Annotated in this window: 12 protein-coding genes; 4 read left to right on the top strand and 8 right to left on the bottom strand. The window is 73.3% G+C overall.

Features of this window, described 5'->3' with window-relative positions:
- The first annotated feature begins 167 nt into the window (after positions 1 to 167).
- Both ELQ40_RS14355 and ELQ40_RS14350 read left to right on the top strand, forming a co-directional pair.
- Positions 168 to 1,622 carry a DUF1996 domain-containing protein gene (locus ELQ40_RS14355; RefSeq protein WP_240665808.1) on the top strand — a complete coding sequence of 485 codons (1,455 nt, stop codon included), beginning with the start codon at positions 168 to 170 and terminating at the stop codon, positions 1,620 to 1,622.
- 8 nt (positions 1,623 to 1,630) lie between these two features.
- Complete coding sequence (locus ELQ40_RS14350; protein WP_240665807.1) at positions 1,631 to 3,817, top strand: discoidin domain-containing protein; 2,187 nt, start codon at positions 1,631 to 1,633, stop codon at positions 3,815 to 3,817.
- Between the two features lie 117 nt (positions 3,818 to 3,934).
- Here the strand turns inward: ELQ40_RS14350 and ELQ40_RS14345 are convergent, their stop codons facing one another.
- The 5 genes from ELQ40_RS14345 to ELQ40_RS14325 all read right to left on the bottom strand — a co-directional run bounded on the left by ELQ40_RS14345 (position 3,935) and on the right by ELQ40_RS14325 (position 8,660).
- Entirely contained in the window at positions 3,935 to 4,441 is a 507-nt protein-coding gene (locus tag ELQ40_RS14345; protein ID WP_127794295.1) for a GNAT family N-acetyltransferase, read from the bottom strand.
- A gap of 228 nt (positions 4,442 to 4,669) precedes the next feature.
- On the bottom strand, positions 4,670 to 6,313 hold the full coding sequence (locus ELQ40_RS14340) for a DEAD/DEAH box helicase (RefSeq protein WP_127794294.1): 1,644 nt from the start codon (positions 6,311 to 6,313) through the stop codon (positions 4,670 to 4,672).
- A 251-nt stretch (positions 6,314 to 6,564) separates the two neighbouring features.
- Entirely contained in the window at positions 6,565 to 7,194 is a 630-nt protein-coding gene (locus tag ELQ40_RS14335) for a DUF1684 domain-containing protein (protein WP_127794293.1), read from the bottom strand.
- A complete protein-coding gene (locus tag ELQ40_RS14330; protein ID WP_205649349.1) occupies positions 7,191 to 7,742 on the bottom strand; it encodes a hypothetical protein in 552 nt (183 codons plus the stop codon). Before ELQ40_RS14330 ends, ELQ40_RS14335 begins: the two co-directional genes overlap by 4 nt.
- A gap of 81 nt (positions 7,743 to 7,823) precedes the next feature.
- Positions 7,824 to 8,660, bottom strand: coding sequence for a DUF1345 domain-containing protein (locus tag ELQ40_RS14325; RefSeq protein ID WP_127794292.1), 837 nt, complete (start codon positions 8,658 to 8,660; stop codon positions 7,824 to 7,826).
- Positions 8,661 to 8,798: 138 nt separating this feature from the next.
- Here ELQ40_RS14325 and ELQ40_RS14320 point away from each other — a divergent pair, with 138 nt between their 5' ends.
- Positions 8,799 to 10,088, top strand: coding sequence for a hypothetical protein (locus ELQ40_RS14320; RefSeq protein ID WP_127794291.1), 1,290 nt, complete (start codon positions 8,799 to 8,801; stop codon positions 10,086 to 10,088).
- A 100-nt stretch (positions 10,089 to 10,188) separates the two neighbouring features.
- Complete coding sequence (locus ELQ40_RS14315; protein WP_127794290.1) at positions 10,189 to 10,731, top strand: hypothetical protein; 543 nt, start codon at positions 10,189 to 10,191, stop codon at positions 10,729 to 10,731.
- A 74-nt stretch (positions 10,732 to 10,805) separates the two neighbouring features.
- On the opposite strand, the gene ELQ40_RS14310 is transcribed toward ELQ40_RS14315, so the two are convergent.
- The 3 genes from ELQ40_RS14310 to ELQ40_RS14300 all read right to left on the bottom strand — a co-directional run bounded on the left by ELQ40_RS14310 (position 10,806) and on the right by ELQ40_RS14300 (position 13,289).
- The gene (locus ELQ40_RS14310) at positions 10,806 to 11,426 is read right to left on the bottom strand and encodes an ABATE domain-containing protein (protein WP_240665806.1); all 621 of its coding nucleotides are present in this window, start codon (positions 11,424 to 11,426) and stop codon (positions 10,806 to 10,808) included.
- Between the two features lie 109 nt (positions 11,427 to 11,535).
- Positions 11,536 to 12,042 carry a SprT-like domain-containing protein gene (locus ELQ40_RS14305; RefSeq protein WP_127794289.1) on the bottom strand — a complete coding sequence of 169 codons (507 nt, stop codon included), beginning with the start codon at positions 12,040 to 12,042 and terminating at the stop codon, positions 11,536 to 11,538.
- 29 nt (positions 12,043 to 12,071) lie between these two features.
- A complete protein-coding gene (locus tag ELQ40_RS14300; protein WP_127794288.1) occupies positions 12,072 to 13,289 on the bottom strand; it encodes a sorbosone dehydrogenase family protein in 1,218 nt (405 codons plus the stop codon).
- Between the last annotated feature and the right edge of the window lie 14 nt (positions 13,290 to 13,303).

The following is a 13,303-nucleotide window of genomic DNA, read 5'->3' as shown; positions in this document are numbered from 1 at the left end:
GGCCGTTCCCACGCCACCACGGGGCATCGACCCGCCCCGTCGCAGGCGCGCCCCCGCGCGCGCCGACCCGAACCCGGGCGGCCCAGGCCGCCGACCACGATCGAGCGCGCCCGCATCACGGGCGTGCGCCGGGGCATCCGCCCCGGAGACCAGGAAGCTGGACCCTCATGTCAACCGACCTCCCCATGCCCGCGCCGCTCGGCGCCGCACCCGACGGCGCACCGCCGCCGAGGCGCGGCGTCCGCCGACCGGCCGGCTTCGCCACCGCCCTCGCCGGACTGGCCGCGCTCGCGGTCGCGGCGACCGCCCTCGTCGCCACGCAGACGGCCGCCGCCGCGCCGGCGACCCTGCTCTCCCGAGGCGCCCTGACCGCTGCCTCGAGCTCCGAGGCCGGCAACCTCGGCCCCCGGTTCGCCGTCGACGGCGACCGATCGACCCGCTGGGCGAGCAACCCGACCGACGACGAGTGGTTCCGCGTCGACCTCGGCGCGAGCCATCCGCTCGAACGCGTCGTGCTCGACTGGGAGGCAGCGTACGCTCGCGCGTTCACCGTGCAGGTCTCCGACGACGCGCAGACCTGGGCGACGGTCGCCGCCGTGACCGAGGGAACGGGCGGCGTGCAGGAGCTCTCCTTCACCGGCTCCGGCCGATACGTGCAGCTCGTCGCCACCGACCGCGGCACGGGATACGGCTACTCGCTGTTCGAGTTCTCGGTCTACGGCGACGGCGACGTCGTCGATCCCGGCGATCCGCCGGCGTGGAACGACGAGGTCACGCACCACGAGTTCCAGGCGAACTGCACCTTCTCGCACCACCTGCCCGACGACCCGGTCGTCTTCCCGGGCCAGCCCGGCGCGTCGCACCTGCACACGTTCGTGGGCAACCGGTCGACGAACGCGTTCTCGACGCCCGAGACGCTGTTCGCGAACCCCGACTCGACGTGCACGGTGCCGCAGGACCACTCCTCGTACTGGTTCCCCTCGCTGTACGACGGGACGACGGCCGTGGAGCCCGACATCCCCATGACGATCTACTACAAGTCGGGCATCGACGACTACACGGCCGTGCAGCCGTTCCCGCAGGGACTGCGGTTCGTCGCCGGCGACATGAAGGCCACGGTCGACTCGTTCCGCACGGCGCCCGGCGCCGTCGAGGGCTGGGAGTGCGGTGGCATCTCGAAGAGCTGGAGCATCCCCGACTACTGCGACCCGGGCACCGAGCTCAACATCCGCTACCAGGCGCCGTCCTGCTGGGACGGCATGCACCTGACCCCGCAGTCGGCGGCGGAGATGGGGCACGGCCCGCACATGGCGTACCCCGTGAACGGGCAGTGCCCGATGTCGCACCCGATCGCGGTGCCGATGATCGAGTTCAAGATCGCCTGGCCGGTGTCCGGCGACCTGTCCGACGTCCGGCTCTCCAGCGGCAGCGACCAGTCGTGGCACTACGACTTCGTGAACGCGTGGGAGCCCGAGGTGCTCGAACGGCTCGTCGAGCACTGCATCAACGGCGGACTCCAGTGCAACCCGAGCGGCTTCGACCAGTACAAGCCGCATCGCGGCGGCGTGCTCGACGAGAGCTTCGAGCTGCTGCCGCCGACCCTGCCGGGAGGTGCACGATGAACGGCCGGATGCCTCGCACCGCCGCGCTCGCGGCGATCACGGCGGCAGCCGTCGTCGGCACCGGCTTCGCAGCGGTCGCCCCCGCGGCGGCGGCCGAAGCCGAACTCCTGTCGCAGGGACGCACGGTGACCGCGTCGTCGGTCGAGAACCCCGACTACACGCCCGCCCGGGCGGCGGTCGACGGCGACCTCGGCACCCGGTGGTCGAGCACGTTCAGGGACCCGCAGTGGTTGCAGGTCGACCTCGGCGAGAGCGCCGACCTCGACCGCATCGAGCTGGTCTGGGAGGGCGCCTACGGCGCGGACTTCCGCGTGCTCGCCTCCGACGACGGGTCGGCATGGGAGACCGTCGGCCAGGTCGTCGGCGGGCGCGGCGGCACCCAGACCGTGCCGCTCGACGGCGACGGCCGCTACGTGAAGCTCGACTTCACCAAGCGCGGCACGGGGTACGGCTATTCGCTCTGGGAGGCGCGCGTGTTCGGCATCCCGGGCGGCGGCTCGACCGACCCCACGGATCCCACCGACCCGACCGATCCCGGTGAGGAGATCGAGGGCGGCGGCGACCTCGGGCCCAACGTGCACGTCTACGAGGACACGACACCCGACTCGACCATCCAGGCCGAGCTCGACGCGGCGTTCCAGGCCCAGGAGACGTCGCAGTTCGGGCAGCGCCGCGACCAGTTCCTGTTCAAGCCCGGCACCTACGACGTGCACGCCCACATCGGGTTCAACACCTCGATCTCGGGAGCCGGGCGCAATCCCGACGACGTGCGCATCAACGGCGGCGTCTGGGTCGACGCGCAGTGGTTCGGCGGCAACGCGACGCAGAACTTCTGGCGTTCGGTCGAGAACCTCGCGATCGCCCCGCACACCGGCGAGGCACGGTGGGCGGTATCGCAGGCCGCGCCGATGCGCCGCGTGCACGTGCTCGGCGACCTCAGCCTCGCACCGTCCAGCTACGGCTGGTCGAGCGGCGGCTACATCGCCGACTCCAAGGTCGACGGCGTCGTGCGCTCGTACTCGCAGCAGCAGTGGCTGAACCGCGACTCGACGTTCGGCGCCTGGGAGGGATCGGTCTGGAACATGGTGTTCTCGGGGGTCGAGGGCTCGCCCGCGAACCACTTCCCGAACCCGTCGCACACCGTGCTCGACCGGAGCCCGATCACCAAGGAGAAGCCGTACCTGTACTGGGCCGGCGACGACTGGGCGATCTTCGTGCCGTCGCTGCGGACCGACACGCGGGGGACCACCTGGGAGGACGGCCCGACGCCGGGCACCTCGATCCCGCTCGACGACGTCTACGTCGCGCAGCCCGGTGATTCGGCCGAGCGCATCAACCAGGCGCTCGCGCAGGGGCTGCACCTGCTGCTCACCCCGGGTGTCCACCACGTCGACGAGCCCATCCGGGTGACCCGGCCCGACACCGTGGTGCTCGGACTCGGATACGCGACCATCGTGAACGACGGCGGCACCGCGGCCATGCAGGTCGCCGACGTCGACGGCGTCACCGTGGCCGGCGTCCTGTTCGACGCCGGCACCGAGCACGCACCGGTGCTGCTCGAGGTCGGCGAGCCCGGGGCATCCGCCGATCACAGCGACGACCCGATCGCGCTGCACGACGTGTTCCTCCGCGTCGGCGGGGCCGTGGCCGGGAAGGTCGACGAGGCACTCGTGATCCACAGCGACGACACGCTCGTCGACCACATCTGGTCGTGGCGCGGCGACCACGGCGAGGGCATCGGGTGGGACCTCAACACCGCCGACCGGGGCCTGGTCGTGAACGGCGACGACGTGACCGCGTACGGGCTCTTCGTCGAGCACTACCAGCAGCACAACACGGTCTGGAACGGCGAGCGCGGACGCACCGTGTTCTACCAGTCGGAACTCGCCTACGACCCGCCGTCGCAGGCGGCCTGGATGAACGGCTCGACCAGAGGGTGGGCGAGCTACAAGGTCGCCGACGACGTGGACGAGCACCAGGCGTGGGGCGTCGGCGTGTACTCGTACAACAACGTCGACCCGTCGATCGTGACGACCAGTGCCATCGAGGTCCCCGCCAAGCCGGGGATCCGCCTGCGCAGCCTCGTCGCGGTGTCGCTCGGCGGCAACGGCGTCATCTCGCACGTGGTCAACGGACTCGGGGAGGAGGCCAGCGGGGTCGACACGATCCCGAGTTACCTGGTCGGCTTCAACTGACCGGCGACCTGGTCGGCTTCAGCCGACCAGCACCAGAGGGCCGGCCGGCGCGGCGAACCCGCGCCGGCCGGTTCTGGCGTCGATCTGCGGATGCCCCTGAGCAGCGGATGCCCCGGATCAGCGGACGAACCGGACCTCGTGGAGCTCCTCGCCGAGGAACGGCTGCACCTGCTCCGAACCGTCGAGCGTGAATCCGTTGCGCTCGTAGAACCGGTGCGCGCGGGGGTTGTCGGCGGCGACCCAGAGGTACACGCCCTCGCCCTCGCCGATCGCGGCGTCGAAGAGCTTCGTGCCGATGCCGGTGCCGTGGAACCGGTCGAGCACGTAGATGAAGTAGAGCTCGCGAGGGCGCGGCGCGTCCTCGTCTCGGGCGGGACCCGAGCCGACGAATCCGACGATCTCGCCGTCGACGAGTGCGGCGAACTGCGAGTACTCCTCGCCGCGCTCGGCGAGGTGGTTCCAGAGCTCGGCCATGCGTCGCGGGGAGAGGTTCTCGAACGCGGCGGCGCTGATCAGGTGATCGTAGGTCTCGTGCCAGCAGGTCGCGTGCACGCGGCCGAGGGCTTCGGCATCGGAGTCCCGGATGGGACGGACGACGACATCGGCAACAACATCGGTGCTCATGCGCACAAGGGTAGGCGAGGCCTCCCGAACTCTGAAATCGAGCGCGGGCGGCGGGCGCGATCACCTTGCCGAATGCGAACCGACCGGCTCACCGCCGCCCACCCCACCCATCCATCGCGTGCGAGTTTCTCCCACCGGTGCGACGTGCAAGTCGCACGGGCGGGAAGAACTCGCACGCGACGGATCGGCAGGAGCAGGAGCAGGAGCAGGAGCAGGAGCAGGAGCAGGTCAGCCCTGGGCGCGACGGTTGGTGCGGGCGTTGCGGTTGGGCTGCACGAGGCCGCCGACGCGCAGCGGCTGCTTCGCGGTGCGCGACCGCTGGCCGCCGTGCGACCCCTGCTTCGGCGCGCCCTGGCCGCCGTGCGCGGCCTGACGCTGCCCGCCCTGGCCGGCGGTCGAGCCGTGCGCCGGCTGATCCGAACGACCGGATGCCTGGCGCTGCGCGCCGGAGGCGTTGCGCTGCGCACCGGTGCTCTGCGCGCCGCGGCTGTGACCGGAGCCGCGCTTGGGCGCATTCGCCTTGGCGTCGGCCGGGCGACCCGAACGGTCGCGACGAGGGCGGGCCGGGGCATCCGACTCGGTGAGCCGGCCGGCGGCGCGCTCGGAGCGGGCGGCCTGCTTGCGGCGGGCGTTGGCGCCGGTGGACCGGCCGCCGCCCTGCTGCTGCGTCGGCTGCTTCGGTGCGGGCTTCACGTACGGCGCGACCTCGCCGACGAGCGCGACGACGTTCGCCGACTCGGGCGTGACGCGCTCGGGCGCGACCGTGATCTCGGCCTTGCGCAGGAGCTTCTTCAGGTCGTCCATCTGCGCGGGCAGCGCGATGGTGACGACATCGCCCTCGCTGCCGGCACGTGCCGTGCGACCCGAGCGGTGCAGGTAGGCCTTGTGCTCCATCGGCGGGTCGACGTGGATCACGAGCTCGACGTCGTCGACGTGCACGCCGCGGGCGGCGACATCCGTCGCGACCATCACGTGCACCGAGCCGTCGCCGAACGCGGCGAGGTTGCGGTCGCGCTGCGGCTGCGACAGGTTGCCGTGCAGGTCGACGGCGGGGATGCCCTGCTCGGTGAGCTTCTTCGCGAGCTTCTTGGCCTGGTGCTTGGTGCGCATGAACAGGATGCGGCGGCCGGTGCCCGACGCGAGCGTCTGCACGAGGGCGTTCTTCGCGTCGACGTCCTCGACCTGGAACACGTGGTGGGTCATCGCGGCGACGGGGGAGTGCGCCTCGTCGACCGAGTGCAGCACCTCGTTCTGCAGGTAGCGCTTGACGAGCTTGTCCACGCCGTTGTCGAGCGTCGCCGAGAACAGCAGGCGCTGGCCGCCGGCCGGGGTCTTGTCGAGGATGCGCGTGACGACGGGGAGGAACCCGAGGTCGGCCATGTGGTCGGCCTCGTCGAGCACGGTGATCTCGACGGCGTCGAGGGTGATGAAGCCCTGCTTCATGAGGTCCTCGAGACGGCCGGGGGTGGCGACGACGATGTCGACGCCGGCGCGCAGCGCCTCGACCTGGCGCTTCTGGTTGATGCCGCCGAAGATCGTGGTGGCGCGCAGGTCGTACGCGGCCGCGAGCGGCTCGATCGTGTTGGTGATCTGCGTCGCGAGCTCGCGGGTGGGGGCGAGCACGAGGGCGAGCGGGCGGCCGGCGCGACGGCGTCCGCCGGCGAGCGAGGTGCCCAGGCGCGCGACGAGCGGCAGTGCGAAGGCGATGGTCTTGCCCGAGCCGGTCTTGCCCCGGCCGAGCACGTCGCGTCCGGCGAGCGTGTCGGGCAGGGTGTCGGCCTGGATCGGGAACGGGGTGGTCTTGCCGTCGGCCTCGAGGGCGGCGACGAGCGGGGCGGGCACGCCGAGCGTGCGGAAGGTGGTTTCGGTCACGGGTGTGATCGGCCTTTCAGGGCATGGTGGCGCCGCGCGGCGGGATGCCGCGGGGAGCATGGCGAAGTCGCCGGGCGGCGAATCCGTTCGCCGAATGAATGAGTCATCGGGCCGAGGCCCGGAAGCGTTCTCCGACGCAGGTGGCGCTTCGACGCGCAGTCGCCCCGAGCGGGGCGGAACACCGTGGACGAGCATAGCCCATGCCCCTGCGAGGAGGCCGGGAATCCCCGTCGACGTCGCGCCGGGCCTCGTCAGCGGGGCATCCGCTCGCCCACCGGCACCTCGTCGCGCAGGGTGTTGCCCTCCTGCGCGAGCGGGCACGACCACGACGGGTCGTACGCGCACGACGGGTTGTACGCGAAGTTGAAGTCGAGGACGAGCGAGTCGTCGCCGGCTCCCGCGCCGAGGTCGGCGCCCTTCATCGTGTCGAGCAGGTACCGACCGCCGCCGTAGGTGCCGCCCGGTGCGCCGGCGAGGGCGTCCTTCACCGGGACGAACAGCCCGCCCGCGTAGCTCATGACGCGCCAGACGTCGAGCGTGCCCATCGTCGGCACCCGAACCGTGCCCACCAGCGTGAACGGGATCGCTCCGTCCGTGGCCGAGTCGACGGTCATCCGCACCGGTCCGTCGACGCGCCGCACCTCGAGTTCGAACCGCCAGTCGGGGTCGTACCGCGAGATCGTGAGCCCGGTGAAGTCCGCCCGGTCGTCGGGCAGCAACGGCGACTGCGGATGCCCGGCGAACAGCTCGTCGCGCCCCGAGCGCCAGAGCTCGTGGCCGGCGGCGGGGTTCGTCGCGCTGAGCTGGCGGACCCCCGCGTAGAGGCCGGCGACCCGGCGACGCCAGTCGGCGAGCTGGAGGGCGGCGAGTGTGGTGGTCATGCGGCGACCGTCCCGCCGCCGTCGGCGCTGCTCTCGTCGGCGCTGCTCTCGTCGGCGCTGCCCGGCGGATCGAACGACCACGTCGGGGCGAGCGCCCGCAGGCGCGCTCCCCGCCACTGCCAGAACAGCCAGGTCGGGTACCAGAGCGCGGCATCCGTGATCGCGTCACCGGAGGTCGCGAGCAGCCGGTCGCGGTACAGCGTGCGCCCGTCGGGAAGCGCGGAGACCGCCATCCGGTGGTCCCAGCTCGAGAACGCCGATAGCGGCCCGGTGACCGCGCCGCCGCCGTCGCGCAGCATCCGCACCCCGATCGGCACGTTCGTCGGATAGCTCACGTCGACCACCTCCTCGCCGGCCGGCACCCGTCGGAACGCGAGCGCGCGCAGCCGGTGCCGCCCTTCGGGCCACGTCGTCGGGAACCCGCCCGGTTCGAGCGACGCGAAGTCGAGCCACGGCGCCACCACCTCGCGCAGCACCGCGGGCGAGCGAAGGGCTCGCCACACGGCGTCGACCGGCGCGTCCAGGGTCAGCTTCAACAGCACCCGCATGCAGCGAGCGTAGGCGTGGCGGTGCCGCCCGCCAAGGGGGCGCGCGCTCGCGTCGCCCTCCTCGGCGCCGAGGTCGACGGGTCAGTGCCCGATGAAGATCACCGTGATCAACATCGCGATGATCACCGTGTTGAACGCGAACGAGACGAGCGTGTGCCCGGTCACCAGCCTGCGGGGGCCTGGGAGCGTGAGCGAGACATCCGAGGTCGAGAACGTGGTCTGCACCTGCACGGCGAGGTAGACGTAGTCGCTGAAGATGCGCTCCGACCGCTTGGTCGGGAAGTCGAATCCGCCGTAGGCCTCGTCGTACCTGGCATAGTGCACCGCGTATGCGACGACCGTGACCGCCCAGGAGGCGGCGACGACGAGGACGCTGAAGAACACGGTGGTCGTCTCGCTCAGCAGGCCGGGCCAGAGCGTGAAGACGAGCACCGCCCCGACGGCGATCACCGACCACTGCACGGCGATCGTCGGCCCGGTGCCCGAAAGCACCTCGCCCACCCGGCCGAACCGTCCGCCGGCGTTCGTCGCGAGTAGGACCTGCCGCAGGCGTGGCGCGCTCATCCGGCCGAAGGTGCGGAGCGTGTGCAGGAGGTACGCGAACGACGACGCCGCCGAGAACGCGAACACGCAGAGCGCGAACAGGTCGGTCGTCGGCTCCCATCCGCGCAGGATGACCACGATCACCAGCGTGATCCATGCGGCGTTGAAGCCGGCGATGCACGCCAGGGCGAGACGCACGATGTCATACGCGGCCCGCGGGGCCGCGGTCGCGGGCGTGACCGCCGGGCCCGGTGCGGGCGTGGCCGCGGAGGCATCCGGTGCAGCGGCTGCTGTCGGATCCGCAGTGGGGGCCGGCTCGCCGTCGGGCGGCGAGTCGCCCTCGGGCGCCGGGTCGCCCTCGCGCGTCGGACTCATGCCGACGACGATGCCATGTCGCCGCGACGGGTTCCACCGCGAATGCCCGGCGGATCGGCCGGTCGGGCTCGATGCCGCCGTGGACCTCGACGCCTCGCTCGCACCGAGCGTTGTCAGACACGCCCTAGACTCCCCGGCATGCTCGACGCCTCGTGGTGGCTCCCGTCCCTGGTCGTGTTCGGCGGAGCCGCCGTGCTCGCGGTGCTCGCCGTGACCGGGTTCCGCGCCGCCGCGCGACGGCGCGAGCGGATCTCGCTCGCCGCCGGCCGGCAGGGCGAGATCGAGGCGAAGACCTGGATCGTGCGCGCCGACGAGGCGATCCGCGAGGGGCGGCGCGAGGTCGCCTACGCGGAGGCGCAGTTCGGGCGCGCTGCCGCCTCGCCGCTCGCCGACGCGGTCGAGCAGGGCGCCCGGATGCTCCGCGAGGCGCTTTTCCTGCAGCAGCGCCTCGACGACGCCGAGCCCGACACCGCCGCCGAGCGCCGGACCTGGAGCGGCAGGATCATCGACGGATGCCGCACCGCGGTCGGGCTCGTCGACGACGCGGCCGCGACGCTGGCGTCCGCGCGCGAGGCCGAACGCGACGTGCCGACCGAGCTCCCCGACGTACGGGATCGGGTCGCCGGGCTCACCGATCGGCTGACCAGGGCGGACGCATCCGTGGCCCACCTCGCCGAACGCTTCGCGGGATCGGCGCTCGCCGGAGCCGCGGCCGACCGGGAGGCGGCGAGCACGTCGCTCGGCGACGCCGAGGCGGCGCTCGACGACGTGCGCTCCGCGCAGGCTCGATCGGGCCATTCCGCCGCCGAGATGCTCGGGAGGGCCCGCGCGGCCGCCGACGACGCCGAGCGCCGGATCGCGGCCGTCGAACGCGTCGAGTCGGACCTCGCGGCCGCGGTGGAGACTGCTCGGGTCGAGGCGCGACGCCTGGACGACGAGCTCGCCCGGGCACGCACCGACCGCGACACCGCCTCGTCGGGCGCGGATGCCGCGGACCCGGCACTGGCCGCCGCGACGGTCGCGCTCGGCGTCGTGCTGCGCGACACCGCCGTCCTGTTGGCCGAACCCGCGCCCGCGCGGACGGATCCGTTCCTCCGACGCGACCGGTTGCGCGCGGCACGCGACCGACTCGAGGCCGCCCGTGCGGAGATGCAGCGGTCGTCGTCGAGGCTGCACGGGGCGAGGTCGGCGCTCGGCGGCGCGCTCGCGATCGCGGAGAGCCACCTCGTCGTCGCCCGCGGTCTCATCGAGCGCGGCCGCGGTCGCGTCGGCGCGGATGCGCGGACCCGGCTCGCCGAGGCCGAACGTCAGCTCGTCATCGCGCGGCAGGAGCCCGACCCGGTCGCCGCGCTCGACGCCGCACGTCGCGCGGCCGCACGCGCCGCGGACGCCGAAGCACTCGCCCGGTACGACGGCGCGCAGGGGTGACGCGGACGCAGGGGTGACGCGGGCGCTCCGGCACGTCATCCGGCGTCGCGCGGGCGCCGTCGAAGACGACCGTGCCGATCGGCGCGGATAGCCTGAACGGATGACCACGCACGCGCCCGCCTCCCAGGGGAAGTACCAGGTCCGCTTCGACCGCGGCGAGCCCGGCCTCGCCCGCATCGCCGACGGCGTCGACGTCGTGGTGTGGGTCGACGCGCTGGGAGCGGCATCCGACGCCCCGACCGCCGCGGCCGCTGCGGGCACGGCGGCCGTGCTCGCCGCAGGTCTCGCCGACGCTCCGGCGGTCGCACGGTGGATCCTCGCCGAGCAGGAGCGACTCGGCCGGCGCGCCTACCTCGCGATCGCGACCGCGTCCGACGCCGGGGTCGGCGTGCCCGACCTGCTCGCGGCCGGTGCGGTCGTCGACGCGCTCATGGACCTCGGCATCGACGACACGTCGCCCGAGGCGGCCGTCGCGGCCGCGGCCTACACGGGCCTGCGCCGCGCGGTGCGCCACCTCACCGCGGCATCCGTGCAGGGGCGCGAGGCCACGGCCTCGGGTCTCGCCCCGGAGCGGCTGCACCACCTCGCTGCGGTCGGCACGGCCGACGAGGTGCGGGTCGTGCGCGAGGCGTCCGGCGACTGACGCCGCCGAGGCATCCGGCGACCGACGCCGCCCAGAGCATCCGGCGACGGATGACGCCGCCGCATCCCGGCCGGTCAGGCCGCCTCGGAGACCCGCATCCCCTTGCGCGCACGGTGCGCGCGCACCTTCGCGCGGTTGCCGCACCGCTGCATCGAGCACCACCGCCGGGTCGCCGCTCGCGACGTGTCGAGGTAGACGATGTCGCAGCCGTCGGCGCTGCAGTCGCGGATGCGGTCGGTCCCTGCCGGCGAGAACGCGTCGACCGCGTCGCGGGCGATCGTCGACAGCGCCTGGCCGACGGTCTGCACCGAGCGGCCCGCCTGACGGGTGCCGCCCCCGAGCGCCGGCGGGATGTCCGGCGTCGCCGCGTACAGGTTCACGATGTCGACGTCGCTCCCCGGCAGCGCCTCGCCGCGGCTCGCGGCCACCGCGAGGCGCGTGATCGCGTCGCGCAGTGCGACCGCGTCGAACAGGTCGCGCGAACGCGCGGCGCCGACGGCGACCGGGAACCGCTCGCGCAGCCATCCGGTCAGGTCGTCGGGCTGGTGGAGGCGCTCGCCGCGGACGTGGGCGTCGGCGAAGGCACCCGTGTACGCGAAGTCGAGCGCGAGCGAGCCCGAGTCGAACCACCAGCGCTGGCCGTCGGGGGCGTCGATCCACTGGCCGGTCGGAATCGTGACGGTTGAGACGGTCATGCGCAACACAATCGGGTCGGGCGCGGTCCGGGGCGGCGGCGCGAGGTCTGGGAGTGGGGGCGGTGCGGGGCGTGGGGGCGGTACGGGGTTCGTCGACGGGTGCCGACGATCACCCTGCGGGATCGACGGCGCTGCTCGCGGCCCGCCGACGCATCGCGGGGGTGATCACGCGGCGCTGCCAGACGATGAGGTTCGCGCGATCGAATCCGCGGCGGCACAGGCCGCAGCTCAACGGGCGCACCGGCTCACGATATCGGTAGTGCTCGTGTCCGGAGGGGCAGCGACCCACCCACGGCGCGAGTTCGTCGGCGATCTCGCCGTCGTGCGTGCGCCGCCCCACGTACCCGATCGACTCCGCGACGTGGCGCCACTTCGGGCCGTGACCGGCGCGCGGACCGGCGATCGCGTGCGCGACCTCGTGGAGCAGCACCTGGTGGATCTCGTCGTCGCCGTACCGGGCGGCGAGGTAGCGCGACACCGAGATGTGCTTGGCGGTGTAGTTGCACAGGCCCGCGCGCTTCTTCGCGTTGTCGAATCCGAAGGTCCAGATCTCGGCGTCGAGGTGCATGCGGATGAGCGCCTCGGCCCAGCGTCGCACCCGATCGAGATCCGCCATGAGGCTCAGGATAGCCCTGCGCGCGGACGTCAGGGCAGGGGCGCGACGCCGACGCGCACCAGCCGATCGTCGCCGTCGCGCGGTGATCCGCGACCGTCGGTGTTGTTGGTGAGGAACCACAGTTCGCCGTCGGCGCCCGGCACGACGTCGCGGATGCGCCCGTACCCGTCGACGAACCACGGCGTCGCGGTCGGGGCGACGGTTGCCCGACCGGCCGACGGCGCGACGCCGGAGAGCGGAGCGACGGTCCAGATCCGCTCGCCGCCGAGTCCCGCCACGACGGCGGTATCGCCGAGGATCGCGAGGCCGGAGGGGCTCGCCTCCGACGTCGGCCACTGCGCGACCGGGTCGCTGAACCGGCCGTCGCCCGCCTGTCCCTCGACGATCGGCCAGCCGTAGTTGGCACCGCGGGTGACGAGGTTGAGCTCGTCCCACGTGTTCTGCCCGAACTCGGCGGCCCACAGCCGGCCCTCGGCGTCCCAGGCCAGCCCCTGCGGGTTGCGGTGCCCGATCGACCACGCGTGCGTTGCGAACGGGTTGCCCGCGGCCGGCGTGCCGTCGATGGCGAGCCGCAGGATCTTCCCGGCGAGCGACGCCGGATCCTGCGCGGCGTCGCGCTGCCCGGCGTCGCCCGTGGTCGCGTAGAGGAATCCGTCCGGCCCGAACGCGAGCCGCCCGCCGTTGTGGTTCCCGGCCTTCGGGATGCCCGCCAGCACGACCTCCGGGGTGCCGAGCGCGAGTGCGCCCGGGGCACCGCTGAGCGGCATCCGCACGATGCGGTTGTCGTCGGGCCCGGTGAACATCGCGTACACGAAGTCGGGCCGGGCCGCGGCGCCCGGCAGGAACGCGAGCCCCATCAGGCCGCCCTCGCCCGCGGGCGCGACCCCGGGCACGTCGACGACGGGGCGGGCGGAGCCGTCGCCGCCGACCTCGACGATCCGGGCCGTGTCGCGTTCGCTGACGAGCACGCCGCCGTCGGGCAGGCGCAGCACCGACCACGGCGCATCGAGTCCGACGGCGATGTCGGATGCCTCCCCGGCGGGCACGAGTACCGGCGGCGGGGCCTCGGGGGGCGTCGCCGTCGCCGTCGATGTCGGACTCGGGCTCGCCGATTCGGGGGTCGGCGTGGCGCTCGGCGTTGGGGCGGGGCCGGCGGGGAGGCATCCGCTCAGCGCCGCGAGCACGGCCAGCGAGCCCACCGCGGCCCTGGCCGCCGCCGACCGCTTCTCGTCGTCCCGTCCTCGCATGCATCGCCCTCCGG

It is taken from the genome of Agromyces sp. LHK192, assembly GCF_004006235.1.
Taxonomy (GTDB): domain Bacteria; phylum Actinomycetota; class Actinomycetes; order Actinomycetales; family Microbacteriaceae; genus Agromyces.
Note: the sequence above shows the minus strand (reverse complement) of the source record. Positions and strands in the feature narration are given on the sequence as shown.

Bases quoted from the DNA above. Each gene is read 5' to 3' on its own strand.
- ELQ40_RS14355 (WP_240665808.1), top strand. From the start codon at position 168: ATGTCAACCGACCTCCCCATGCCCGCGCCGCTCGGCGCCGCACCCGAC.
- ELQ40_RS14350 (WP_240665807.1), top strand. From the start codon at position 1,631: ATGCCTCGCACCGCCGCGCTCGCGGCGATCACGGCGGCAGCCGTCGTC.
- ELQ40_RS14345 (WP_127794295.1), bottom strand. From the start codon at position 4,441: ATGAGCACCGATGTTGTTGCCGATGTCGTCGTCCGTCCCATCCGGGAC.
- ELQ40_RS14335 (WP_127794293.1), bottom strand. From the start codon at position 7,194: ATGACCACCACACTCGCCGCCCTCCAGCTCGCCGACTGGCGTCGCCGG.
- ELQ40_RS14330 (WP_205649349.1), bottom strand. From the start codon at position 7,742: ATGCGGGTGCTGTTGAAGCTGACCCTGGACGCGCCGGTCGACGCCGTG.
- ELQ40_RS14325 (WP_127794292.1), bottom strand. From the start codon at position 8,660: ATGAGTCCGACGCGCGAGGGCGACCCGGCGCCCGAGGGCGACTCGCCG.
- ELQ40_RS14320 (WP_127794291.1), top strand. From the start codon at position 8,799: ATGCTCGACGCCTCGTGGTGGCTCCCGTCCCTGGTCGTGTTCGGCGGA.
- ELQ40_RS14315 (WP_127794290.1), top strand. From the start codon at position 10,189: ATGACCACGCACGCGCCCGCCTCCCAGGGGAAGTACCAGGTCCGCTTC.
- ELQ40_RS14310 (WP_240665806.1), bottom strand. From the start codon at position 11,426: ATGACCGTCTCAACCGTCACGATTCCGACCGGCCAGTGGATCGACGCC.
- ELQ40_RS14305 (WP_127794289.1), bottom strand. From the start codon at position 12,042: ATGGCGGATCTCGATCGGGTGCGACGCTGGGCCGAGGCGCTCATCCGC.
- ELQ40_RS14300 (WP_127794288.1), bottom strand. From the start codon at position 13,289: ATGCGAGGACGGGACGACGAGAAGCGGTCGGCGGCGGCCAGGGCCGCG.